The organism is Bacteroidota bacterium, from assembly GCA_013360915.1.
GTDB lineage: Bacteria > Bacteroidota > JABWAT01 > JABWAT01 > JABWAT01 > JABWAT01.
Window position 1 is genome coordinate 219,030 of the sequence record JABWAT010000001.1, and the last position, 25,129, is coordinate 244,158.

At 50.8% G+C, this 25,129-nt stretch carries 24 protein-coding genes; 11 read left to right on the forward strand and 13 right to left on the reverse strand.

Annotated features, from left to right (window positions below; translation table 11 throughout):
• Positions 1-45: 45 nt before the first annotated feature.
• The 9 genes from fabG to rlmN all read right to left on the reverse strand — a co-directional run bounded on the left by fabG (position 46) and on the right by rlmN (position 6,698).
• Positions 46-795 carry a 3-oxoacyl-[acyl-carrier-protein] reductase gene (fabG, locus tag HUU10_00970; protein ID NUQ80156.1) on the reverse strand — a complete coding sequence of 250 codons (750 nt, stop codon included), beginning with the start codon at positions 793-795 and terminating at the stop codon, positions 46-48.
• Entirely contained in the window at positions 792-1,703 is a 912-nt protein-coding gene (gene fabD / locus HUU10_00975; protein NUQ80157.1) for an ACP S-malonyltransferase, read from the reverse strand. The genes fabG and fabD overlap by 4 nt, the downstream gene beginning before the upstream one ends.
• A 19-nt stretch (positions 1,704-1,722) precedes the next feature.
• Positions 1,723-2,721, reverse strand: a complete 999-nt coding sequence (locus HUU10_00980; GenBank protein ID NUQ80158.1) for a ketoacyl-ACP synthase III — start codon at positions 2,719-2,721, stop codon at positions 1,723-1,725.
• Between the two features lie 15 nt (positions 2,722-2,736).
• Positions 2,737-3,741, reverse strand: a complete 1,005-nt coding sequence (gene plsX / locus HUU10_00985) for a phosphate acyltransferase PlsX (GenBank protein ID NUQ80159.1) — start codon at positions 3,739-3,741, stop codon at positions 2,737-2,739.
• Positions 3,742-3,777: 36 nt separating this feature from the next.
• Complete coding sequence (gene rpmF / locus HUU10_00990) at positions 3,778-3,963, reverse strand: 50S ribosomal protein L32 (GenBank protein ID NUQ80160.1); 186 nt, start codon at positions 3,961-3,963, stop codon at positions 3,778-3,780.
• Between the two features lie 11 nt (positions 3,964-3,974).
• On the reverse strand, positions 3,975-4,460 hold the full coding sequence (locus tag HUU10_00995) for a DUF177 domain-containing protein (protein NUQ80161.1): 486 nt from the start codon (positions 4,458-4,460) through the stop codon (positions 3,975-3,977).
• A 6-nt stretch (positions 4,461-4,466) separates the two neighbouring features.
• Positions 4,467-5,114: an adenylate kinase gene (locus HUU10_01000; protein ID NUQ80162.1), complete on the reverse strand. Its 648-nt coding sequence runs from the start codon at positions 5,112-5,114 to the stop codon at positions 4,467-4,469.
• A 65-nt stretch (positions 5,115-5,179) separates the two neighbouring features.
• Complete coding sequence (locus HUU10_01005; GenBank protein ID NUQ80163.1) at positions 5,180-5,647, reverse strand: hypothetical protein; 468 nt, start codon at positions 5,645-5,647, stop codon at positions 5,180-5,182.
• Positions 5,634-6,698: a 23S rRNA (adenine(2503)-C(2))-methyltransferase RlmN gene (rlmN, locus tag HUU10_01010; protein ID NUQ80164.1), complete on the reverse strand. Its 1,065-nt coding sequence runs from the start codon at positions 6,696-6,698 to the stop codon at positions 5,634-5,636. The genes HUU10_01005 and rlmN overlap by 14 nt, the downstream gene beginning before the upstream one ends.
• Positions 6,699-6,851: 153 nt before the next feature.
• Here rlmN and HUU10_01015 point away from each other — a divergent pair, with 153 nt between their 5' ends.
• From HUU10_01015 to HUU10_01030, 4 genes are read left to right on the forward strand one after another with little or no spacing between them, the layout of a single operon-like run.
• A complete protein-coding gene (locus HUU10_01015) occupies positions 6,852-9,302 on the forward strand; it encodes a choice-of-anchor B family protein (GenBank protein ID NUQ80165.1) in 2,451 nt (816 codons plus the stop codon).
• Positions 9,303-9,338: 36 nt separating this feature from the next.
• Positions 9,339-10,793, forward strand: a complete 1,455-nt coding sequence (locus HUU10_01020) for a hypothetical protein (protein NUQ80166.1) — start codon at positions 9,339-9,341, stop codon at positions 10,791-10,793.
• Positions 10,781-12,781, forward strand: coding sequence for a T9SS type A sorting domain-containing protein (locus tag HUU10_01025; protein ID NUQ80167.1), 2,001 nt, complete (start codon positions 10,781-10,783; stop codon positions 12,779-12,781). Before HUU10_01020 ends, HUU10_01025 begins: the two co-directional genes overlap by 13 nt.
• 8 nt (positions 12,782-12,789) lie before the next feature.
• Positions 12,790-13,440, forward strand: coding sequence for a DUF480 domain-containing protein (locus tag HUU10_01030; GenBank protein NUQ80168.1), 651 nt, complete (start codon positions 12,790-12,792; stop codon positions 13,438-13,440).
• 4 nt (positions 13,441-13,444) lie between these two features.
• Here the strand turns inward: HUU10_01030 and HUU10_01035 are convergent, their stop codons facing one another.
• On the reverse strand, positions 13,445-13,972 hold the full coding sequence (locus HUU10_01035) for a glutathione peroxidase (GenBank protein NUQ80169.1): 528 nt from the start codon (positions 13,970-13,972) through the stop codon (positions 13,445-13,447).
• Between the two features lie 83 nt (positions 13,973-14,055).
• Between HUU10_01035 and HUU10_01040 the strand changes: the two genes are divergently transcribed.
• The 3 genes from HUU10_01040 (at position 14,056) to HUU10_01050 (ending at position 19,388) form a co-directional block, all read left to right on the forward strand.
• Complete coding sequence (locus HUU10_01040; protein ID NUQ80170.1) at positions 14,056-15,654, forward strand: leucyl aminopeptidase family protein; 1,599 nt, start codon at positions 14,056-14,058, stop codon at positions 15,652-15,654.
• On the forward strand, positions 15,591-18,101 hold the full coding sequence (locus HUU10_01045; GenBank protein NUQ80171.1) for a S8 family serine peptidase: 2,511 nt from the start codon (positions 15,591-15,593) through the stop codon (positions 18,099-18,101). The genes HUU10_01040 and HUU10_01045 overlap by 64 nt, the downstream gene beginning before the upstream one ends.
• Positions 18,102-18,338: 237 nt before the next feature.
• Complete coding sequence (locus tag HUU10_01050) at positions 18,339-19,388, forward strand: 3-deoxy-7-phosphoheptulonate synthase (GenBank protein NUQ80172.1); 1,050 nt, start codon at positions 18,339-18,341, stop codon at positions 19,386-19,388.
• Between the two features lie 32 nt (positions 19,389-19,420).
• Here the strand turns inward: HUU10_01050 and HUU10_01055 are convergent, their stop codons facing one another.
• From HUU10_01055 to HUU10_01065, 3 genes are read right to left on the reverse strand one after another with little or no spacing between them, the layout of a single operon-like run.
• A complete protein-coding gene (locus HUU10_01055; GenBank protein NUQ80173.1) occupies positions 19,421-21,232 on the reverse strand; it encodes a carbamoyltransferase in 1,812 nt (603 codons plus the stop codon).
• Between the two features lie 6 nt (positions 21,233-21,238).
• Positions 21,239-21,397 (reverse strand): hypothetical protein, encoded by a 159-nt coding sequence (locus HUU10_01060; protein NUQ80174.1) that lies wholly within the window; start codon positions 21,395-21,397, stop codon positions 21,239-21,241.
• Between the two features lie 11 nt (positions 21,398-21,408).
• Entirely contained in the window at positions 21,409-21,846 is a 438-nt protein-coding gene (locus tag HUU10_01065; GenBank protein NUQ80175.1) for a hypothetical protein, read from the reverse strand.
• A 62-nt stretch (positions 21,847-21,908) separates the two neighbouring features.
• Between HUU10_01065 and HUU10_01070 the strand changes: the two genes are divergently transcribed.
• The 4 genes from HUU10_01070 to HUU10_01085 are packed head-to-tail and all read left to right on the forward strand — an operon-like array spanning position 21,909 to position 25,117.
• Positions 21,909-22,643, forward strand: a complete 735-nt coding sequence (locus HUU10_01070; GenBank protein NUQ80176.1) for a M48 family metallopeptidase — start codon at positions 21,909-21,911, stop codon at positions 22,641-22,643.
• Positions 22,643-23,068, forward strand: a complete 426-nt coding sequence (locus tag HUU10_01075) for a GNAT family N-acetyltransferase (protein NUQ80177.1) — start codon at positions 22,643-22,645, stop codon at positions 23,066-23,068. The genes HUU10_01070 and HUU10_01075 overlap by 1 nt, the downstream gene beginning before the upstream one ends.
• Complete coding sequence (locus HUU10_01080; protein ID NUQ80178.1) at positions 23,065-24,081, forward strand: RluA family pseudouridine synthase; 1,017 nt, start codon at positions 23,065-23,067, stop codon at positions 24,079-24,081. Before HUU10_01075 ends, HUU10_01080 begins: the two co-directional genes overlap by 4 nt.
• Complete coding sequence (locus HUU10_01085) at positions 24,074-25,117, forward strand: site-2 protease family protein (GenBank protein NUQ80179.1); 1,044 nt, start codon at positions 24,074-24,076, stop codon at positions 25,115-25,117. The genes HUU10_01080 and HUU10_01085 overlap by 8 nt, the downstream gene beginning before the upstream one ends.
• The last annotated feature ends 12 nt before the right edge of the window (positions 25,118-25,129 follow it).

Here is a 25,129-nt window from a genome sequence, read left to right on the forward strand (position 1 = left end):
TCAGAAGATTTGCAAAAATAATAGTCAGGCAGCCTTGCTGCAAAGTCAGGCCATCACCATTCCGCCATCCACATGCAGAACCTGACCGGTAATATAATTACTCAGGTCGGAGGATAGGAATAAGCAGGCGTTGGCAATATCATTTGGTGTGGCAGACCGTTTCAGGGGTATATTCTGAAGAAAAGCATTCCGTGCATCTTCAGAAAGAACAGAAGTCATGTCGGTTTCGACCCAACCCGGAGCAACCACATTACAGGTGATGTTCCGGCTGGCAAGTTCCTTGGCCACCGATTTACTGAAACCGGCAATACCAGCCTTGGAAGCGGCATAATTGGCCTGTCCGGCATTCCCCATGGATCCAACTACCGAGGAAATATTGATAATTTTTCCCGATCGCTGGCTCATCATGGTTTTCATCACAGCTTTGGTATAATTGAAAACCGATTTCAGATTGGTATTGATCACCAGATCCCAATCAGCTTCGGTCATCCGCATGAGGAGTCCGTCCTTGGTCACTCCGGCATTATTAACCAGAACATCCAGGCGGCCCCACGCAGCAACCAGTTCAGAAACGGTTTTGACAGCCTGTTCAGCATTGGCTGCATCCGATTGGAATGCAAGAGCCCTCACACCCAGTTTTTCCACTTCGGCTTTTAATTCATCTGCCTGAGCAGACGAACTGCGGTAGGTAAAGGCGACATCGGCACCGGCTTCAGCCAGTTTCAACACAATGGACCTGCCGATACCTCGGGTTCCGCCGGTAACCAGAGCTGTTTTACCTTTCAGGTTGATCATGCGGTGGCTCCTTCCAGTTCAGAAAATTTATCAACACCCAGACAAACCGCATCGGTGACGGTCCTCTTAATCAGTCCCTGCAGAACTTTTCCGGGTCCGACTTCTACAAACCGTCCGATTCCATCGCGTGACATATTCACTACTGAATTCTCCCATAAGACCGGACTGGTCAGCTGTTTAAGGGAGAGGGATTTCAAGGTGGCAGGGTCCGTAACCGGTTCTGCTGTCACATTGGTATAGACGGCGACTGAAGGTGTTTTGAATTCGGTTGTTTGAAGCGCGTGACCCAGTTTTTCAGAGGCCGAGGCCATCAGCGGGGAGTGGAAGGCACCTGAAACGACCAGTTCCTTCACAATTTTCGCGCCCTTGGTTTTGGCAATTTCCATTGCACGCCGAACGCCATCAACCGATCCGGAAATCACAATCTGACCAGGAGAGTTGAAGTTAGCTGGCTGAACGATTCCGGCAGAGGAGGCTTCCCGGCAGGCTTCGGCCACCGCATCGGGAGTGGCTCCGACCACAGCAGCCATGGTTCCCGGATTGTCTGTGCCTGCTTTCTGCATCAGTTCTCCACGCAGACGAACGAGTTTCAGGCCGGTTTCAAAATCGAATACGCCGGCTGCGCACAGGGCCGAATACTCACCCAGTGAATGTCCGGCCACCGCATGAAACTCCCCTTTCAGGAATCTGGCCACCAGCAGACTATGAATAAAAATGGCTGGCTGAGTGATCTCGGTCTGTTTTAATTGGTCCTCAGGGCCCGCAATCATGATATCGGAAATGGGAAATCCAAGCACCCGGTCTGCCTGACGGATAAAGTCGGCGGCTTCTGCAGATGACTGCCTGAAATCGGAGGTCATTCCGACATATTGGGACGCCTGTCCCGGAAAAACCCAAGCTGTTTTCATGAAAATAATTCCTTACTGATCAGGTATTGTAAGCCCATTTCAGCCAGATCGCACCCCAGGTGTATCCTGCACCAAAGGCAGCAAGGATAATATTATCACCACGGCGGATTTTCGATTGTTCGATTGCGTCACAAAGGGCCAGTGGGATGGTGGCGGCAGTGGTATTGCCATACTTTCCGATATTGATAATCACTTTTGAATTATCAATTCCCATCCGGTTAGCGGTGGCATCAATAATTCTCAGATTGGCCTGATGGGGGATCAGGTAGGCCACATCCGAGCCTTTCAGACCATTTTTTTCCAGAATTTCAGCAGAAACATCGGCCATACCGGTTACCGCTGATTTAAAAACGGTTTTACCATCCTGGAAGAGGTAATGCATTTTTGAATCGACCGTTTTGTGGGTGGGAGGATGAAGGCTTCCGCCCCCCTTCATATATAAATAATCTTTTCCGGAACCATCAGAATACAGAATGGAATCCAGAATACCGGTACCATCTGTGGTAGGTTCGAGCAGGACAGCACCGGCCCCGTCTCCAAACAGAATGGCTGTGGTCCGGTCTGTGTAGTCCACGATTGAACTCATCTTATCGCCGCCGACCACCAAAACCTTTTTGCACTTTCCGCTTTCAATGAATTGAGCACCGGTCGTCAAACCATATAAAAACCCTGAACAAGCTGCACTGAGATCGAAGGCAAACGCCTTTTTAGCTCCGATTTCATTCTGCACGAGGCAGGCAGTGGATGGGAAAAACATGTCGGGGGTTACGGTGCAGGCAACGATCAGATCAATTTCTTCGGCTTTGATTTTGCGTTGTTCCAGGACCCGCCGGCAGGCTTCAGCCATCATGTAGCTGGTGGCTTTATTGGGGTCTTTCAGAATCCGCCGTTCAGAAATTCCGGTCCGGGTAGTGATCCACTCATCGGTGGTATCGAACATTTTCTCGAAATCTTTATTGGAAAGGACATCCTCAGGAAGATATTTTCCTACGGCCGTAATTGTTGCGGTGATTTTCATCGGAAGAATCCTGTATTACTGATTTTGCGAAATCGCTTCCTGAATTTTCCGGTTAACACCGAGGTTAACCATCTTTTCAGCTTCATAAATCATGTTTTTAACGGCCTTGGGTGTAGAGCCACCGTGGCCAATGATGGAAACCCCGTTTACGCCGAGGAGCGGAACGCCGCCAAATTCCTCGTAATCAAAGGATTTCATGGTTTGTTTAAGCACGCCGCCGATCTGCATCATTTTCTCTTCGGGCAGCTGCATGGAAACCATTTGTTTTTTTAACTGGTGGGAGATCAGGTGGCCGATTGATTCGGCAAATTTGAGAATGATGTTCCCGGTGAACCCGTCACAGACATAGACATCGGCTTCATCGGTAAAAAGGTCGCGGCCTTCCACATTGCCAACAAAGTTGAGATGACTGGCCTTTAGTTTTGGCCAGGCTTCCTTGGCAAGCTCGTTCCCTTTTCCTTCCTCTTCGCCGATGTTCAGCAATCCGACTTTCGGATTGGGTACACCCAGCATTTCGCGGCAGAAGATGGAACCCATGACGGCAAACTGAACCAGATGTTCAGCCTTGCAGTCCACATTGGCGCCAACATCGAGGATCAGATTATGACCGGAAGGACGGCGGGGGAAAAACGCGGAAATGGTCGGACGGGACACACCCGGAATCCGACCGAGAATGTAAGTGGAGGCTGCCATCACAGCACCTGTATTGCCGGCACTGAGAAAGGCGTCGGCCTTGCCTTCGCGGCAGAGACCCAATCCGACCACAATCGAACTGTCAGGTTTACCTTTAACGGCCGTTGCGGCCGAATCTTCAAAGGTGATCACCTGGGAGCAGTGATGGATATGGCAGGTGGCCGGCAGAGATGCTCCGGCATCGGCGAGTTCCTTTCGGATCGCTGTCTCGTCACCGGTCAGAATCACTTCAAACCGGTTTCCGGATTCCTGAATGGCTTCAAGAGTGCCGGCAACGATGTTTTTTGGTGCAAAATCGCCTCCCATCGCATCAACGACGATCCGCATAACTCACCTCCAGACTTGATTTCTTACTGAAAGATATCAGACTTTTTCAGTTTTCTCAACCACGTACTTTCCGGCATAGAATCCGCAGTTGGCGCATGCGCGATGCTGCAGTTTCGGATGCTGACATTTCGGGCAGACGCTCAGTGCAGGAGTGGCGGATTTGAAATGAGCACGACGGTTACGTGCGTGCATTTTGGACGATTTCCGTTTTGGATTTGGCATGATAGACTCCGTTAATTATTCTTCAATTTCAGTAAGTTTTCCCAGCGGGGGTCGATGGTGTCATTCGAGCATCCGCAGGCAGTCTGATTCAGATTTACCCCGCAGGAGGGACACAGCCCTTTGCAGGTTTCGCTACACACAACTTTCATCGGAATGGCCAGGCGAATGGTATCCACAACATCCGGGGTCAGGTCGATGATGTTCTGATCACGGCTCAGCGGTTTTACATCCGGATCCAGAGTTTCATCCCCATCGGGCCGGTACACCACGCTGGTGGTTTCATTCACCGCCAGGTTCACCTGCTCCAGACAACGGTCGCAACTCAATTCCACACTTCCGTTCACCTGAAGAGTAAACAGGAAGGTATCATGAGCTTTATCAAGGATGACCCCGGCCTGAAAGCCTGTTAATCCGGTTTCTTCCCGGAATGCATCCGGCCTGTCATCAAACCGGTAATGATGCCGCCCATCCGGCAATTTCGAAATGTTAACCAGCATGACCGTTCACGCCCGGGGAACGTGGTTCCCCAACCGTTTATAAATATCTTCAATTTCACCAACCGCATCCAGATCGGTCAGTTTACCGGTGAGGGTATAATAGCTGATGAGCGGGGCTGTTTTTTCTTCATACACCTTCAGCCGTTTCCGGATGGTTTCCTCGCGGTCATCATCACGGAGGGTCACAAGGGTACCGCATGCGTCACAATTCAAGCCATTCTTTGGCGGATTGGCTTCCAGGTTGTATGAAGCGCCACAGGACGGACACACCCGTCTCTGCGTAATGCGGTGGACAATCAGATTTTCGGGTACAATCAGGTTGATAACCGAACTGATGGACTTACCATGAGCAGCCAGCATGTCATCCAGAGCCTTAGCCTGAGCCTGAGTTCTGGGAAATCCATCCAGAATAAATCCTTCCGGCGCAGACTGATCGGCGATTTTTTCTTCAACCAACCCAATGACCACATCATCGGGCACTAATTCGCCCTTATCCATGTAGAATTTGGCTGATTTCCCCAACGGGGTCTGATCGCGGATAGCAGCCCGGAGCAGATCACCGGTGGACAGGTGGAACCAGTTCCGACGCTCCTGAAGCAGTTTTGCCTGGGTTCCTTTTCCAACACCGGGTGCACCGAAGAGAATGATGATCATGTCTGATTGGTCGTCAAAGTCTTAAAAAAAATAGATCGGCAATTTATTGACTTTTCTGGTAAATATCAAATTCTGCTTAACGATTCAGCCTGAAAGGAGCGGAAGTGATCGCAGAATCCTTCTACGCCCAGGATTCCGGAAGGCATATCGGGTTGCCAGGAAAACAAGGCAGGTCCACGAAAATCGGGCGGAACCGACCGGTTCACGGGAATGAGTTGTGCATTCCAATGGCCGCCTGCCGACGGGAACATGACCCAATCTACCGCATCGGCGCGGGTCAGTTGGGTCAGGGTCTGTGTAAGAGATTCCAATAACCGGAAAAGACCAGAACGGGACGTTTCGCTTAACTGACCAAAAACCGGAGTATGGTGCCGGCTGACCACATGAATCCATCCCGGAATGGGACAAGGAATCTTCTGATGGTGAATTACCACCCAATCGGATGTTTCGAGCAAAATGCCCCCCACCGGCCGATCAAGACCAGCAACCCAGCGGCAGTAATCACAGGAATGGTTCGTCTCAGTGGCTAACAAGCTGACCTTCTTTCTGATTCCGGACCGCAAGCTGACCACAGGCCGCATCAATATCCTGTCCTCTGCTCTGCCTGACCACCACCGTCACATGACGGTCTACCAGAATACGGATAAATGCGTTCAGCCGGTCCTGACTGACTCTGGCGAACGGTGCTCCTTCAATCGGATTGTACAAAATGATATTAACCTTGCTTGGTGCAAGCCGGCAAATGTCGGCAAGACGCTTGGCATCTTCAGGACCATCATTGAAATCCTGAAACATCACATATTCATAGGTCACACGCTGGCCGGTTTTACGGCAGTAGTAAACAACCGATTCCAGCAATTCTTCCAAACCGGTCCCCTTGTTAATCGGCATAATAGAATTCCGCTTATCAGGAAAGACGGCATGAAGTGAAACAGCCAGAAGCGTTTTCGTTTCCAGATCGGCCAGTTCTCTGATTTTATGGGCCACACCTGCAGTTGAAATGGTTATCCGCCTTCGGGAAATGGCCACACCGGCAGGATCGGCAATCAGATCGATTCCCTTCATTACAGACTGAAGATTCATCATGGGCTCACCCATTCCCATGAATACGATATTGGTGATCTGTTGTCCACGTGTGGCCATGGCCCACCGGTTCATCATGAAAACCTGATCGTAAATTTCGCCCGGTGTCAGATTCCGGGTCAGGCCCATGGTTCCGGTTGCACAGAACCGGCAAGCCAGGGCACAACCTACCTGACTGGACACACAGGCGGTTAACCGCCGGTCATCCGGAATCAGCACCGATTCAATGTCCTTTCCATCGGCCAGTTTCCATAAGAATTTGGCGGTTCCATCCAGACTCACAGCCTCCCGTACAGACTTCAGGGTGGAGACATGAAACAACGACTCAAATTTTTGCCGGGATCCAACCGGCAGGTTGGTCATGAGATTAAAATCACTCACGCCGAATTTATACATCCACTGATAGAGCTGACCTGCACGAAATGGCTTCTCGTCAACAGAACTCATCAACGCTTTTAATTCGGCAAGGTCTTTGCCCTTCAAATCGGTTTTTTCTTGCATCGTGCAAAAATACACCAGCCCGGGTGGGGTTCATAACCGGACTCTTTTACCGGATAATATTCTCCGATTATCTGATTCAGAAATATTTTCTTTCGCGAAACGAGCGTTGTACTTTAATTGTTTAGTCCAGAAAGATAACCAATTCAGAATCGCATGAAACCAACTTTTTTAGTCGTTTTACTCAGCCTCATCGTTTTTCAGGATGGTCTGCTGGCCCAACCTGCCGTTAACCGCAATACCACCCTGCTCGGTACCCTGAATCCACGCCCGGGCGCTTATTCCAACATCTGGGGATATGCCAGAGACGGTCACGAATATGCCCTGATCGGAGCCTATGAGGGGCTCTCTATTATTGAGGTAACCAACCCTGCCAGTCCTAAAGAAGTGGCTTTTATTCCCGGGCCACCTTCCATCTGGCGCGAGCTCAGAGTCCGCGGAGATTATGCCTATGTGGTCACTGAAGGGTCGGCTCCTGCCAACCTGCAGGGCATGCATATTATCGATCTGTCTGAGTTACCCGATACCGCCATTCTGGTGAAACGATTTACCACCGGACTGAAAAACGGCACTGTTCATACCATATCCATGGAAAACCAGTTTTTATATCTGAACGGAGCCAGACATCCTTCCCTTCCCAATTATGTCAACATGATTCTGGATGTTACCGACCCGGTGAATCCTGTGGAAGCTGGCCGCTTCGAAAACAATTACTGGCACGATTCACAGGCCCTTCGTGACACGATTTATGCAGCTGCCATCTATGGAGAAGGCATCCAGATTTTCGATGCCACCGATAAGGCCAATCTGAAACTGATCTCCCAAACAAATTATCCTGAAAACTTTACTCATAACATCTGGCCCACACAGGATGGCAAATTCATTGCACAGACCGATGAAGAACCCAACATGCCCCTGAATTTCTGGGATGTCAGCGATCACTCCAACCCCAGATTGGTTGCCGAGTATTTTGCTGGTCTGAACTCCATGGCTCATAACGCCCATATCAACGGAAGCCTGAATCATGTTGCGTATTATGAAGATGGATACCGGCTTTTTGACCTGCGGAACCGGAAAGCACCCGTCGAAGTGGCCAACTATGATACGGATGGACAGTCAGGACGAAATGGTTCATTCACCAATGTATGGGGAGTGTATCCCTATCTTCCTTCAGGGAATATCCTTTTGGCGGATATTGAAGACGGACTGATCATTATTTCTGCAACTCCCCCCGAGCCAGGATATGTCACCGGTACCCTTACCGATCAGTTTGGAGCACCGGCCGTCGGGGTGAAGGTTCATGCCACCTGGACGGACCCCTCTCAAAGCCGCATGATTTTGTACTCCGATGATGAAGGGCAGTTTTCCTATGGCTCCCTGCCGGGAACCCTGGATCTGGTTTTTTCAGCTGAAGGTTATGAGACTGCCACCGTTACCAATATTGAAGTGGTTCCCGGAGCCACCAAGCCCCTGGATGTTCAGCTAAGAAAATTGTTTCAGGCCACCACAACCCTTTCAGTGGTTGACTCAGATGAAAATCCGGCCGAGAACGCATTGACAACCGTTTCCAACACCGATAAAAAGTTTGAACTTTTCACCAGTGATCAGGGAAAGGCCGGACTTGAACTACCCGAGGGAACATGGACGGTTCTGGTGTTCTACCCCGGTCATCTGACCTACTCTGATCAGCTTGAGGTGAAATCTTTCAGCCCGATCAACAAAGATTATGTTCTGATCCCGGGGCTCAGCTGGACTTTCTCGGAACCAAGTGGTTTTTCAAATGGTGAATGGTCGGTCAAAGACCTGTCGGATAAATCTGCTTTCTCCTGGAAATTGGATAATACCCGTCTGTTTTCATCGGCCGGTAACCTGCCCACTCACGATCACACAGGCGACTATGACAGCAAAGCCCTCATTTCAAAGGCAAGAAGGCCTTCCAGTCCGGCCGGAGCCAGAGGTGTTTCCACCCTGACTTCCCCCACATTGAATGCTTCTTTTCTGACGAATCCGGCCATCCGCTATTCCAGAATATACCGGCCTCCCGTCAACCTGGGTGCTATAAATGATACCTTTCATGTTGAGATCAGTGGTGACAACGGTTCCAGCTGGATCCGTGTAAAAACCCTCACGACTCCGGATGAGGACTGGGTTTCCGATGTAATTGATCTGACCACTCATTTCACCACATTTTCCCAGGTTAAAATCAGGTTCCAGAATATTGAAGGGGTTGACCAGATCACCTCACCTTCTGTCAGACCCATCACTTATGCGGCTGTGGATGACATTCAGGTGGCAGAAGGTTCTATCTGGCTGAGCGACAATGAGCCTCAGACCCATTCCATGAAGGAGTTCCGGGTTCTCTCTGCCTGGCCGAACCCATTTAACCCAGCTACCACTGTTTCCTGGTACCAGCCCGTTTCTTCCGAAGTCACAGTTGAAATTTTCAATCTGGCCGGCCAAAAGGTCCGGGTTGATCAGCCTGGTTCCTTCGGTCCCGGTTCTCACTCTTGGTCTGTACGGATGAATGAAATGGCATCGGGCATTTATATGATCCGGTTACTGGCAGCGGGTTATTCAGATACCAGGAAAGTCATTTTAATCAGGTAAGTGGATTTCTTTCGGGAAACCCATCATCTTTTAAGCATGAATCGTTTTCTGTTTAACCTGATTTCTTCGGGGGCCCTGCTGTTGGCAGGCTGCTCTGAGACCGATCACTCCTCTGCTGACGGAGTGGATTACCGGACGGAGATTCAGCCAGTTTTTAACCGGTCCTGTGCCCTTAGCGGCTGCCATGCTGATGACGCAACTTCACTCGGGAAAGTTTTTCATGGGGATTCCACTTTGCGTCTGACCTCCTGGGAGGAAGTGGGCCATGGAACGGGATCACGTGGGAGTGTGGTCGTCCCGTTCCAGCCGGTTTTCAGTTCACTCTTTCAGCACATCAATGGATCGGTCTCAGCCGGTCCGGTTGCGACCCCGCGGATGCCATTGAATATGGCCCCCCTTCCTGACCGTGAAATTGCGTTGATTTCACAATGGATCCTGGAAGGAGCCAGAGAAAAACCGGATGCACAACCGATGTACTCGGCTTCCGGATCGGGGTTTTTTCTGATTACCAACCAGGGTGAGGATTTACTGACCCGGCTGACAGGTAATTCAGCTTATCTGTCAAGGATCATCCCGCTTTATTCACCAGTCTGGCCTGTGCCTGCGGGTGCACCTCAGGCACCGCATTACCTGGCCCTCGATCAGGAAAGACAATTGGCTTACCTTTCGCTTTATTCGGCCGGAAAAGTGATTCGTGTGGATCTGGCTTCCAGACAAATAACCGGATCCATTCACGTTGGCGGAAACCCAGCCCATGTGGAGTTGCTATCCGGTGGCAATGAATTGCTTGTGACAAACTTCAGTTCACAGAACCGGATTCACCGGATTGATACACGAACCATGACGCTCATCAGGGATTATACCGGATTGGCATCGAATCCGCATGCACTGGTGGTTCTTCCCGGCGATTCGGTTGTGTTTACCGGTGGTCAGACCACTGATCTGCTTTACCGGATTTCGCTCAGGACAGGAAACATCACCTCCTTCCCTGTCTCCCGCAACGTTCCTCCCACAGGGTCGGTCAGTCAGCAGTATGGTATTTACCAGATCCGTTTTCAGAAATCGGATGGCCGCTTGTATATCACCTGTAAAACATCGGGAGAAGTCAGGGTAGCCGATCCGACCACAGGTGACATCACCGATTCTGTCCAGGTGGGTAAGAATCCGTTACTGGCCGAATTCCGGCCTGGAACCAATGAACTTTGGGTAGCCAATCAGGGCAACCGGTCGGTATCCATCATCAACACTGTCACCAGACAGGTAACCACCCTGGGCGATCTTCCTGCTCAACCACATGGCATTGCCTTTTCCTCAGATGGCCGGCGTGCCGGACTGACCTGCGAAAATCAGACAGGCGATCTGAGCGAACACCATCCGACCACCCGAGGTGGGCCACCGGGTTATTTTGTTCTCTTTGATGCGGCTACACGGACCCAACTGGCAAGCCGCCCCGTAGGAAGCTTTGCGGCCGGAATCGCATGGATGCCCTGAAAACCAGCCTTTTGCTGGTTTTTCTGTTTGTTCACGGCATCGCTATTTCACAAACGATGCGACCAGTCTTGTCTCCATGGATCTTCATCAACGGAAAGGACACCCTTTCCTTTCCGGAAACTGGTGGATTAAACAGCCCCAGATTTCAGTTTGCCGACCTGAATTCCGACGGAACCGATGATCTGTTTATCCTGGATAATCAATCCGAACAACTCCTTTTTCTGTCTGATTCATCGGGTCAGCTGACCTTTAAACCCGGACACCCTTCATTCCCGATCATCAACTGGTTTTTATTCGCCGATCTTGATGGAGATACCCAACCGGACCTGATCACTCAAAATAACGCTGGTGATTGTGTGTGGTTCCCGTTCTTCACCTCCGGAAATCCGGATGAAGTCAGATTGCTGCCTGGTGAAAATGGCACCACCATCCGCACCGATCCGCTGAGTCAGCCTCATCTGGCCGATGTTGATCTGGATGGTGACCTGGATTTTTTTGGTGGATTGCCTGAAGGATCCATTCTGCATTGGGAAAACACCGGATCCAAAACCGAGCCCATATTTACCTTCCGCACGTTGCAGTTTGGCGGAATTCTCGTTTTGCAGGATACTGTGATTGTCCGTCCGGACCGGATGGGAAAACCAGCCAATCCGCAACACGGTGCCAGTGCGGTTTACCTGTTTGACTATGAAAACGACGGTTTGACCGATGTATTTTTTGGTGATTTTCTGTCATCGGGCATTTACCGGTTCAAGAACACAGGTTCCCTTACGCAACCGGTCTTCTCCTACCAGTCCGATGCCTTTCCTGTCTGGGATCCCATCGAAACTCCCGGTTACAATCAGGTACAGTTTGCCGGTCCCGATTCGTTGCCCGATCTGTTTGTTGGCGTTAACATCAGCACGGCTTCACGTGACAATTTTCTCCACTACCGGAACTACGGCACCCGCACCGAGCCTGACTATTTTCTGGAAACAAAAAATTATCTGGATTCTCCTGATTGGGGCCGTCATTCGAGAATCAGCCTGGCTGATATCAATCTGGATGGCCTACCCGACCTGATCGTCGGCAGCCAGTCCGGCCAGATTAATCTTCTGACAGCAAAAACAGGCGATCGCTATGACCTTTCAGCAGGTCCGTTGGTCACCGGAACGGGGTTGTTTGAAACCTCCCCGGTGGTGGCTGACCTGAATGGTGATGGATTGCCCGATCTGATTTCAGGGACCCTGAATCAGGGATTGGTGGCATGGGAAAACACAGGGTCGGCTGGTCAGCCGCTCTTCCTCAATCAGCGGTCCTGGCTGACGGGACTCGGCACCGGGAATGTGGCCCATCCTTCGTTTACCGATTGGGATTCTGATGGAGATGCCGATCTGGTGGTGGGCAATGCCAGCGGGGACATTCACTTTTACGAAAATCAGGGTTCTTCCACTCAGCCGTCCTTCATCCGGCTGATAAACTGGTCCTTTTCCATCGGTGAGGGCCCTGTTTCACCCCATTTTGCAGATTGGGACAGAAATGGTTTTCCCGACTTGCTGGTCGGAACTTCATCCGGTGAGCTGAAAATCTATTTCGGTGCTTCAGGAAAATCCCCCGTTTACCAACCCATTCCTGATCTGGAATACAACACCGGGGTCAGACGTCTGGCACCCGGAGGCCTGGTCTTGCAGGAGAACAGGTCTTTACTGGTGGCGGGCACCGAACGAGGCGGACTGATGGTTTTACAGGCATTCCCCCCTGAACCTCCACAGGATCTCTCATCCGCACGGGTATATCCGAATCCGGGAACGAGCCATTTCACTGTGCAAACTGCGCGTTCTATGGATGAAATCAGCATCTATAACCTTCTCGGTCAGAGAACCGACCGGTTTCAGGCTTCGGGAACCACTTTTTCATTCCGGTTTGACCACAGGGCTGCCGGACTTTATTTTGCCCGGATCCGGATGGGAGATCAGGTGATTTCCTGCCGGTTTTTAGTGATCAGATAAGGAAAGATATGCCAGCCACAGAGTTTCCGGTTTTAACATTTCAGGAATGCAGGGTGTTGGGGTCATTGGTTGAAAAATCCTTTGCCACACCCGAGTACTACCCGATGACGGTTCATGCACTGGTCAACGCCTGCAATCAGAAATCGAACCGTGAACCCACCGTCAACCTCACCGAAACGGATGTCAATTCAATTCTGGTCAGTCTGAATGATAAACGTCTGGCAGCACCGGTTCTGTCCACAGGAAGCCGCGTGTTCCGTTACCGGCATTTGTGTAATGAACGGTGGGCGCTACCTCCGGAAGACCTTGTTATCCTCATGCTGCTGGTTCTAAGGGGACCGCAGACACCCGGTGAATTGAACAGCCGGTCGGGCAGTATGAAAGAAATCGGGCAACTGGACCGTGTACTGACCGGACTCAGGGACCTTTCTGAAGGGGAACATCCCATGGTGGTTCAGCTTCCGAAACTGGTGGGTCAGAAGGAAGCCCGGTGGATGCATCTGCTGATGGGGGCAGAGGCGGCCAGTTCTATGGCAGAACCCGGGTCTGTGGTGGCGGCGGACCGGGTAGTGGAGCTGGAAAAACAGGTGACCGACCTGCGTGCAGAACTGGATGCCCTGAAAGCTGAGTTTCAGTCATTCAGGGCCAGTTTCGAATAACCGTTTACAGCAGACTTTTAATGGCCTTTTCCAGGTCGCCGCCAAGAGGCTTTTCCCCGCTTCTGAACCGGTGAACAAGTTCACCCTCACGGTTGACCAGGAATTTTTCAAAGTTCCATTTGATCTCGCCGGTAAAATCCGGATTCTCCCGGGAAGTCAGGAATTGAAAAAGCGCACTCTGATCCTTCCCTTTCGCACTCATTTTTGAAAGCATCGGGAAAGTGACCTGATAGGTGGTTGAGCAAAATTCCATGATCTGCTTGTCAGTGCCGGGTTCCTGACCACCAAAATTATTGGCAGGAATCCCAATGATGACCAACCCACTGCTGTCATACTTTTCATACAAGGCCTGCAGATCCCGGTATTGCGAAGTATATCCGCATTTTGATGCCACGTTGACAAACAACACTACCTTGCCTTTGTATTCGGAAAGGTCAACGGATTTTCCTTCAATGGAAGTGACCGTAAAATCGTAGATGGATCCGGGTTGTGCAGTCATCAGGAGTGTCCAGATAAAGATGAGAAGATTCATAATTTTCCTTACTTTCACCCAAGAACCCAAAAAACGTCTGCGGGATTCCAGAAGATACAAAAAACCTCAAAACCGGAACGACCATGGCCATTTATAAACGTCCCAAAACCACTTACGATCAGATTTCTGCCGAAAGCTGGTTCCCTTCTATCCAATTCAATCAACCATCATCCTTTCCTTCTGATTCGGATGGATTGCTGGTGGTTACCGATCAGCCACTTGAAAACCCGAATGGGTTGCCCGGTGAGATTGCAGAACCCATCCGGTCCTGGCTCGCCATTGATCAGCAATCCGGCAAACCCGGCCAGGCTGTTCTGATTCCTGCTCCCGGTCTCCCCGGAAATCGTCTGGTATGGATCCAGGCCGGACCGCTGAATCACTTTACGGATGATGTGAGACGATATGCCGATGCCGGCAATCAGGTGGCAAACCGCGCAAAAATGGCAGGAATCCGGCAACCATCCCTGCTTCTTGTCTTAACCAATCATTCCTTTATCTATGCTGCTGAATCGGTTCTGCATGGTTTTCTTTCTGCCTTGTGGCAACCGCTGGAAGCCAGAGAATTTAAACCTGAGCGACCATTCAGACAACTCTTTATTCTGTCAGCCGACCAGGCCATTCAAAAACGTCTGCAACCGGTGATTGGAATCGAAAAAGGACGATTTGTCGCCCGTGACATCACAGGCCCCGAACCAGAACGGATGTCTCCGGAAGAAATGGCCGTTCTCTGTCAGAACGTATTTAAAGGAACTTCCGTCAGGCTTTCCATTGAATCGGATCCGACCGCCATCGATCGTGAATATCCGCTCGTCGGTGCAGTTTCACGGGCCTCGTTGGCTGTCGAGAGACATCATCCCAGAATTATCCGTCTGGAATACACACCCCCAGGTACGGTTCATCAGACTGTATACCTGATTGGCAAAGGGTTAACCTATGACACAGGCGGAGCCGACCTGAAAGTGGATGGCCACATGGCAGGCATGAGCCGCGACAAAGGAGGGGCTGGTGCAGTGGCCGGATTCTTCAAAGTGTTAGCTGAGCAGAAACCTGAGAATCTGAAAGTCATCGGTTATCTGGGTGCTGTCAGAAATTCAATCGGTCCCGATTCCTTCGTTACCGATGAAATCATTACCTCCCGGGCAGGGGTGAGGGTGCGAATCGGAAACACCGATGCCGAAGGACGACTGGTACTTGCTGACCTGCTGGCCCGGGCTGCTGAAGAGGCTGTCTCTGCCATCAACCCGGTTCTGATGACCATTGCCACCCTGACTGGTCACAGTTACCGTGCATACGGATCTTACCCGCTTCTCATTGAAAACGGTGTTTCTCTTAAAAGCCGGTTTGGCATTCAGCTGCAGGATATCAGTGAACAGGTCGGAGATCCGTTTGAGCGTTCCAGACTTCGTCGTGAGGATTATGAGTTTGTAGCCGCCAAATCGGAAGCAGAAGATATCGTCTCCTGTAATTCAGCTCCCTCCTCGGCCACACCACGTGGGCATCAGTTCCCGGCCGCCTTTCTTGATATCACTTCAGGGGTTGATAAACACGGACCCGAATCGGCAGTCCCGCTTCCCTTTATCCATGTTGATATTGGCGGAAATGGCGCAGAAGGCGGTGATTGGCAATTCGGCAAACCAACCGGCAGCCCGGTGCTGGCGCTGTCCAGATGGTTAATGATGTAACCAACCCGGCAAAGGTTGAAAAAAAGACTGCAAAAACGCCCCATCGGCAGGTGGGGTTGTTTCCGCTGCTGAAGGAGAGTGGGATGGATGTATCTAATCGTGTGAAAAATCAGAAAAACCTCCTCTGTTTTCAGCCGTTTCATTGGTGGGTGCTGGTTGTTTTTGTCCTGATCCCTTGTTGGACTGGTTTGTCGCAGGAAAACCTGTTTGCTCAAAGCAAAATGGGAGCCGGATTGCAGCGAACCATCGGTCACCCGGTTAAAACGGAAGCCAGGATCCGAGAAGAAAAGCAGGATCACCATTTCACCCTTCTCCTCAAGGATCAATCAGAATCGGCCCTTTCAGCCATTTCCGGGGCTGGTTTCCGCATCCAGACTCAACTGGGCAGCCTCATAACGGTTTCAGGTCCCGTGGATCGTCTTCCTGATCTTATGTCCGTTCCCTTTGTTCAATGGATCGAAGATGGGCCGGCCGATTCACCGCTGATGAATACAAGCCGATCGACCCTCATGAGCGGGTCCACCTGGATCGGAACCTGGACCGATTCAGTCCATGCTTCCGGACTGACGGGAGAAAACGCCCTCATTGGGGTGGTGGATGACGGATTTTCAATCGCCTCAGGCGACTATCAGACCATATCAGGTGCGACTCGGATTGCCTGGATCTGGAATCAGGCAACCAATACTCCGGCCCGGTATCCCACCCAGCCAGCCTATTCGTATGGCACGGAATGGTCTTCAGCCGACATCGATGAAGGATTGGTCACTGGTCTACCCGGGAGCAGTCATGGGTCGGTATGCCTTTCGATTGCCGCCTCGGATGGATCACAGTCCGGAATCAAGGGCATGGCACCATCTGCCGGCATTATTCTGGTGATCAGAAAATCAGGCTCCACGCTCAGCAACACGGTGGATGCGTTCAATTACATTCAGAAGAAGGCGAAGGCCATGAACCGTCCTGTGGCCATCTCTTACAGCCTTGGCAGTCAGTTTGGTCCGCATGATGGAACCAAACTTCATGAACTGGCCATTGATTCGCTATCGGGTCCCGGTGTCATTTTTGCCATTGCGGCCGGCAATAATGGTGGTCAATCCATTCATTTATCCGGTGCAGTGCCTCCTGCTGGATTCAGTGATTCTGTGACGGTCAGTATCACCTCAAATGACCAGACCAACGGCAAGGCATTTGCAGTGAACAATTGGTTTCCTCCGGGAGATAGCATTGATATCCGGATAAAAAGTCCCTCTGGAACCCGATACGGCCCATTTATCAGGCGGTCAGTCTATGACACCTTGTCCACACCCGATGGGTTTCTCTATGTTCAGAATACGCTGGACCCGGTCAGTAATCTGGTCGGAATTGACTGGGAACTGATCAATTTCAATAACCGGAAGGTCAAGACAGGCACCTGGACCATTATCATGTCCACCCGGCATTCACAAACCGGGGGAAACTGGGATGGGTGGGTTTACCTGTCATCCATTCCGGGCTCGGTTCAGACCCATGTGAACAGTGAGCGCACCCTGACCATGCCTGCCACGGCACGTGAAGCCATTGCGGTTGCAGCCTATGAAAAAGGCACAGGTTTACGGCAATCCTCTTCAAGCACCGGACCCACACGCGATGGCAGGATGAAGCCGGAAGTCACCGCACCATCGAACGTGAACTCTGGAGCAGGTTCGCTGGGAGGGACTTCTGCATCGGCTCCCCACATGGCAGGATTGGCCGCTTTGTTGTTTCAGGCCGATCCGGAATTGACTCCCGAACAGATTAAAGGCCTGATTCAGACTGGCTCAAGGACCGATTCACAAACCGGTTCCACACCCAATTATTCCTGGGGCTTTGGAAAACTGAACAGCTATTACACTGCTTTGGCACAAAACCCGGGGCTGCCCGTTGAAATCACGGGTTTCCGGGCTTTTCTTTCAGGGAATCAGCTTCTCGCCTTCTGGGAGGTGGTTCATGAATCAGAACTGGCGGGCTATGTTTTGCAGATGGGAAATCAGGCGATTCTTCATTTCTCAGAGGATCCTTCCCTGCAGGCAAGCGGACGGACTTCTTATCAGGCACGGTACTCCATTCAATCTGTTCCGGCGCCTCCGGTTCTCACGCTGCAGGCGATCGGTCTGGATGGACGGATTCACCAGGAAATCAGCACCACCGTGACAGATCAATCCGAAAAACCCGACTCCTTTCATGCCAACCCTCCGTACCCGAACCCTGGAAATCCATCCCTTCAGTTGCCGGTCACCTTATTCCGACCGTCCATGCTGACACTGTCTCTGTACTCGGTAACTGGCCAGGAAATTTGGAAACAGACTTTCCGCGGTGAAGCAGGCAGCCATTCAATCGGTGTTTCTGCCACCGGACTTGCATCGGGTGTCTATATTCTTCATGTGACCGATTCATTCCACAGTCAGTCCTTCCGGCTGATGATTCTTCGGTAGACCCGGGTTCGTTTTAACGGTTTGTATTCATCCTGCTGGTAAATCGGATTTCTTTATCCACCTGATAGACGGAGCAAAACCCCTTCCAAGCTTTCAAAAAACGGCCAACGGGGTTATATTTACACTAAATCCGAATAATTTTCGGCATCCCCCATCGTTTGAGGGGCTGGGCCACTGCGGGTCCGGGGGAAAAATCACCTGTTTCGATTGAAAGTGAGGCACTGGTTGGAGTCAGACATGTCTGTCATGCAGATTAACAATACCCACGTAAAAAATTACCGCAAACTCATTACCATTAATGATTTACGGAACAAGATTCCTCTGACCGATAAAGCCAGTGAAACGATTTTCAAAGGCCGTCAGGATGTGTTTGATATTCTGGACAGCAAAGATGACCGGTTTGTGGTGATTATTGGTCCCTGTTCCATTCATGATCCTGCCATTGCATTGGATTATGCCTCCAGGTTAATGAAACTCAAATCCCGTTTCGAAGACCGGATGATGATTATTATGCGGGTGTATTTTGAAAAACCCAGAACCTCGGTGGGCTGGAAAGGATTGATCAATGATCCGCACCTGAACGGTTCAAATGACATGGAAGCCGGGCTGCACCTGGCCCGGAAACTTCTCATCGACATCGCCGAAATGGGAATGCCCACTGCCACCGAACTTCTCGACCCTATTATTGCCGCCTATATCGCAGAACTTGTCTCCTGGGTGGCCATCGGTGCCCGGACCACCGAATCTCAGACCCACCGGCAGATGGCAAGCGGGTTGTCTGCACCGGTCGGATTTAAAAACGGAACCGACGGGAACCTCGATATTGCCGTTAACGCCATCCAATCATCAGCTGCCGGTCACAGTTTTCTGTCGGTTGATGACAATGGATTCTGTTCCATTGTAAATACGAGCGGAAACAAGTATTCTCATATTGTGCTCCGTGGCGGCGCCGGACGGCCCAACTACCACATGGAAGACATTGAAGAATGTGAAAACAAGCTGAGTAAAAGCAACTTCCCCCTGAAAATTATGGTGGATTGTTCTCATGAAAACTCCGGGAAAAATTATCAGAAACAGGGTCTGGTGATCCGGGATCTGATGGCCCAGAAACGGTTTGGAAACAAATCCATTTTCGGGTTGATGGTCGAGAGCAATATCCACGCCGGGAATCAGAAAATTCCGGCTGATTTGTCCCAGCTTAAATATGGTGTCTCTCTGACGGATGGATGTATCGGGTGGGAAGAGACCGAACAGGTTCTTGGTTTTATCTACGAGAATCTGGGGTAGAATAGGACCAAACGGGAATGCCGGCTTCGGACTTAATCTAGTCCGAAGCGGTTCAGATAGCCTTCCCTGCCGGATGAGGCAGGCATTTCCTTCTTATACAGAACGAAATTACCGAGAACCAGAACATCCATGTCGGTGTTCATGAAACAGTCAAAGGCCTCGGATGGCAGGTTGACAATGGGTTCTCCCCTCACATTAAATGACGTATTGATAATGACAGGAACCCCTGTGCGTTTTTCAAACTCATCCAGAACGGACCAGAAAAACGGATTGGTTTCCCTGTGAACGGTCTGCAGTCGTGCCGAGTGATCCACATGGGTGATTGCCGGCAGGACCGACCGAGGCTGATTCAGAAGGTCGATTCCGAATAAACCTTCTGTTTTTGATGGGACACGGTGTTTTTCCAACACATCTGCAACCATCAGCATGTAGGGACTCTCGCCCGAAAAATCGAACCAATCACTCACTTTTTCTGCTTTGACAGCGGGTGCAAACGGACGGAAACTTTCCCGGAATTTAATTTTCAGGTTCATGGTCGATTGCATGGTAGCCGATCTTGCATCGCCAATGATGCTCCGGTTTCCCAGGGCCCTCGGACCGTATTCCATCCGGCCGTGAAACAAACCGATCACCATGCCCTCATCAATAAGCCGGGCCACCAATTCCGGTAAGCCGCCATGCTGTTCATGGTATTTGACGCCAGTCGTCAGAATAAAGTCTCTGATTTCCTGATTCGAATAATCCGGGCCGAGATAACTGCCCTTCTGGCTGTCGGTCGTGTGCGGATGTCGTTCCTTTTCAAGGGCATGGTACCACCCGTAGAGAACGGCTCCCAAGGCGCCTCCTGCATCACCACTGGCGGGCTGAACCCAGATGCGTTCGAACACCCCCTTTTTATGAAGAAGTCCGTTTGCCACACAGTTAAGAGCCACACCCCCGGCCAGACAAAGGTTCTTCTCCCCTGTTTCCTGCCGGATGTGGGTGGCGATTTTAAGCACCACCTCTTCAGTTACCACCTGTACAGAGCGGGCCAGATCCATTTCACGTTGGGTCAGTCGGGATTCGGGTTTACGGGCGGGGCCGCCGAAAAGATCGTCAAAAGCCCGGTTGGTCATTTTCAGGCCATATGGATACTCAAAGTAGTCCATGTTTAAACGGAAGGATCCATCCGGCCGGACATCAATGAGGTGATCGTAGATTTTCCCGACATATACCGGATTGCCATAAGGTGCCAACCCCATGACTTTATACTCACCACTGTTGACCTTGAATCCGGTATAATAGGTGAAGGCCGAATACAATAAACCAAGGCTGTGCGGGAACTGTATATCGTGAGTGAGCGTAAGGCGGTTTCCAGAGCCCGTTCCCCAGGAAGTGGTGGTCCATTCACCAACACCATCCATGGTCAGAATAGCTGCTGAGGGAAAAGGCGACGGAAAAAAGGCCGATGCGGCGTGTGATTCATGATGCTCGGGGAAAATGTACTCCCCTTCAAATCCATCCAGTTCTTTCTGAATGGTATCCTGAGTCCACAGTTTGTCCTTCAGCCAGACGGGCATGGCTCGTAAGAACGAACGCAAACCCAGCGGAGCGTAAGAGACGTATGTTTCAAGCAGCCGGTCAAACTTCTGAATTGGTTTGTCATAGAAGGCAACATGGGTCAGGTCGGATACCTTCAGACCTGCCTTTTTCAGACAGAAAGCAATGGCTTCATGCGGAAAACGGTCATCGTGTTTTACCCGTGTGAACCGTTCTTCCTGTGCAGCAGCCACCACCTCACCATCCACCAGAATGGCTGCTGCGGAGTCATGGTAAAAGCAGGATATTCCAAGAATCGCCGTCATTTCAGATCAGAAAAGACTGTAGATAAAGGGTGCCAGTGCCGAGCCCTTAACCAGGACCAGAATCAGACCGATTCCAACCAGAATCACAATGATTGGCAGCAACCAGAACTTTTTCCGTTCCATGAGAAATTGAAACAATTCGCCAAGTATTGAAGTTTTTGCCATAAGAAACAGAATTAAAATTGACGTTTCCAGGAATCAGGTTTTCTGGTTGGATAGGCCTTCCAGTAACTCGATTCCCCTTTTCTGAATGACTTTACCAGCGGATCATGCCCGGTCAGTCGCATCAGAAATCCGACCGGAGTGATGACCAGATAAAAAATGAGACTGAGAATCAGCGTAGACATCATGAAGCCCAGAACCATCGCCAGTGACATCCAGGCCTTGTATTCCACCTGGATTGCCGGAAGGAAAAGCCGTGAAATCAGAACCACTGCAGCCACCAATGTCAGTATCTGATCGAGCAGATCAATCTGACCATCGTGCCACCAGATCCGGATACCTGCAATCCCAAGCGGGACAAGGGTTAAAACCAGCAGGAAACCTCTGATTGCGCCCGGATCGGGAATCTGTGACCAGAGATGCCTGATTTCGGCAAGAACAGCCCGGAACATGAATATGCGTCTACCTGTATTGTATTTTCGTGAGCAACGAAGTTACACGTAAACCAGACCCAATGCCAAACCGAACAGCGGCCACCAACAGCACCATTTCAGACCCGGAATTCGGCACGTTTACCCTCAGCAGGGGAACCGGCTTCAGGCGTCTGTCCCTGCGGGTCAATCCAACCGGTCTTTGGATCACCGCCCCCCGTCTGGTTTCCGATGCCCTGATTGCACAATTTATCGACTCTCACCGGTCCTGGATCAGGAAACAACTGGTGAAGGTCAGCCGGATTGAGAAAGTCAACACATCCCTGACTCCGGGAAATCCGATTCAAACCCGTTTTCATACACTCAACATGGAAGCAGAGTTTACCGATGCTCCACGTTTATCATTCAGACAGCATCAGGCTGTTCTGACCGTTCCTTTTTATATGAATCCAGATGAACCGGTGATTCGTCAGGCTGTCCGCGAGGCGCTTCTGGTCATCTGGCGGAAAGAAGCCCGGCACTGGTTGCCCGGACGAATTGCTCAGCTCGCCGGACTCCACCAGTTTCAATATGGAAAAGTTACTTTTCGGCACACCACAACCAGATGGGGCAGCTGCACCGCCAGAAATGATCTCAACTTATCCATTCAGGTCATGCGGTTACCCGACCACCTAACCGATTACCTGATCCTTCACGAACTATGCCACACTCGCCAGAAAAACCACCAGACTCCTTTCTGGCAGTTGCTTGAATCGGTCTGTCCCGGTGCCAGAAAACTCGACAAGGAATTAAACACATACAGACTGGATGCATTCTGATGAAACCCATCGTCTCACCCCTGACTCCCGGCATCATCCACCTGATCAGGTTAACTCATTTACCATCTGACGATCTTGGAGATCATATCCGGTTTTTTACAATTACTGAAAACAACCAGATCATCGGGGTTGCCGGCCTGGAACCTGCCGGATCTGATGCCCTGCTGCGTTCAGTGGCGGTCCACCCTGACTGGCAAAACCGTGGAATTGGCAAAGTGCTGACCGATGAAATGGTTGCTCAGGCCCGTCAATCCGGATACCAGTCTCTGTGGTTGCTGACCACCACTGCCGAGCGTTTCTTTCTCAGGTATGGGTTCGAAAAAACGGACCGAATGAAGGCCCCGGAAGCAATCAGACAAACTTCGGAATTCAAGTCGGTTTGTCCCTCATCCGCTGCCTGTATGAAACTGGATCTGACACCATGACCACCGGATTTCTCAGAACGGTTTCACCGGAAGGCAATGAGCAGTTTATTATAACCGTTCCGGCTGGAAAAAAGCCCGAGCGGTTGGATGTATTCCTGACGAGGACCATTGAGAATGCCACCCGGAACAAGGTTCAGACAGGAATTGATGAAGGAGCGGTTCTGGTAAATCAGAAACGGTCAAAATCCAGCTATCAGGTTGCCCCGGGCGATGTGGTAACCGTCACCCTTCCAAGACCTCCTGCACCCGAGGCTGAGCCCGAGGACATCCCCATCAATCTGGTTTATGAAGACGAGCAGTTGCTTGTCATTAACAAGCCGGCAGGAATGGTGGTTCATCCTGCCTTTTCCAACTGGACTGGGACTCTGGTCAACGCGCTTCTACATCATGTTCAGAACCTGAGTTCCTGGCATGAAGACCCGGTTCGTCCGGGTATTGTTCACCGGATTGACAAGGATACCAGTGGTCTGCTGGTCATTGCCAAAAATGAAGTGGCTCATGCCAGACTTGCCCGGGATTTTGCCCGTCATCAGATCGAACGCGAATATTGGGCTTTGGTGGTTGGAACGTTGAAAGAACCGTCGGGAACCATTGTAAAGTCCATCATCCGCGACCCCAGAAACCGGAAACGATTCACCACTCACCCGACCGATGGAAAGCACGCGGTCACTCACTTTCAGGTCATGCGTTCCTTCGGACCGTTTTCTTTGATGAAACTTAATCTGGAAACCGGACGGACTCATCAGATCCGTGTTCATTTGTCATCCATAGGTGTTCCGATAATTGGTGACAGCACCTACGGAGGAACGGTAAACCACCCTCACCTGCAACTCGTTCAGGAAAAGGATCTTTTTAAAAAATTACTTTCCGTGATGCCCCGGCAGGCACTTCATGCTAAAACTCTCGGATTTATGCATCCGGCATCGGGCGAATGGATCCGGTTTGATTCTGACCTGCCTGATGACTTTATTCAATGCATTCAGTTGCTGGAGAAATTTGAAACCAATGGGTGAGTCCCCAAACCCGCCTTCCAATCAGCCTGCCGACCTTTTCTCATCGGCTGCCTTTCCCACAAAACCAGTTCGGTACACCCAATCGATCTGGATTCATTTGCTGCTGATTCTGGCTACCTTTCTGACCACAGCGCTTTCGGGTGTCATCTGGCTGAATCTGTGGCGGCCCAATGAAAGTTTTAATCTGTGGCTCATTTTCATGGGATTCCCCTACGCCGTTGCAGTAATGGTGATTCTGGGTTGTCATGAATTTGGTCACTATTTCGCGGCTTTGTATCACCGGATTTCAGTTTCACTTCCATACTTTATTCCTTTCCCACCGATCCCCTTTGAAATGAGTTTCGGAACCATGGGGGCGGTAATCCGCATCAAATCACCCATCAGAAACCGGATTCAATTGATGGATATCGGCGCCTATGGGCCCATCGCAGGCTTTGGCGTTGCCCTTTTAATTCTGATTATTGCGGCGGCTACCATTCCCCCCATTGATTACCTCCATACCATACATCCCAATTACCGGTTTCTTTCAGAGATTCCTGGTCCGGAAAGTGCCAGAGGAAGTGGTGATGTGCTTGTTTTCGGCGAAAACATCATCTTTTACCTGGTTCTGAAGTACATGTTGCCTTACCAGATTCCCATGAGCGAAATGTACCACTATCCTCTTCTGCTGGCTGCTTATCTTGGATTGTTTATCACCGCCCTTAACCTGCTGCCTTTCGGTCAGCTGGATGGTGGTCACATCGTGTATTCCCTGCTTGGGCCGGTCTGGCACAAAGTGATTTCCTGGATCACCGTGTCTTTTTGCCTTATTGCAGGGACAATCGGCCTTGTTTCAAAATTTCAGGATATTGCAAACCCGGCACTTTTCTGGCCAGGCTGGCTGGTATGGGGCCTGGTAATGCTGTTTGTGATCAGACCCGGGCACCCTCCGCTGACCGAAGCAGTCCCGCTTGATACAAAGAGAAAAGTGATTGCATACCTCAGTGCTGTCATTTTTATACTGTGCTTCACTCCTGTTCCATTTGATCTGCGGTAAGGGGGGCCTATT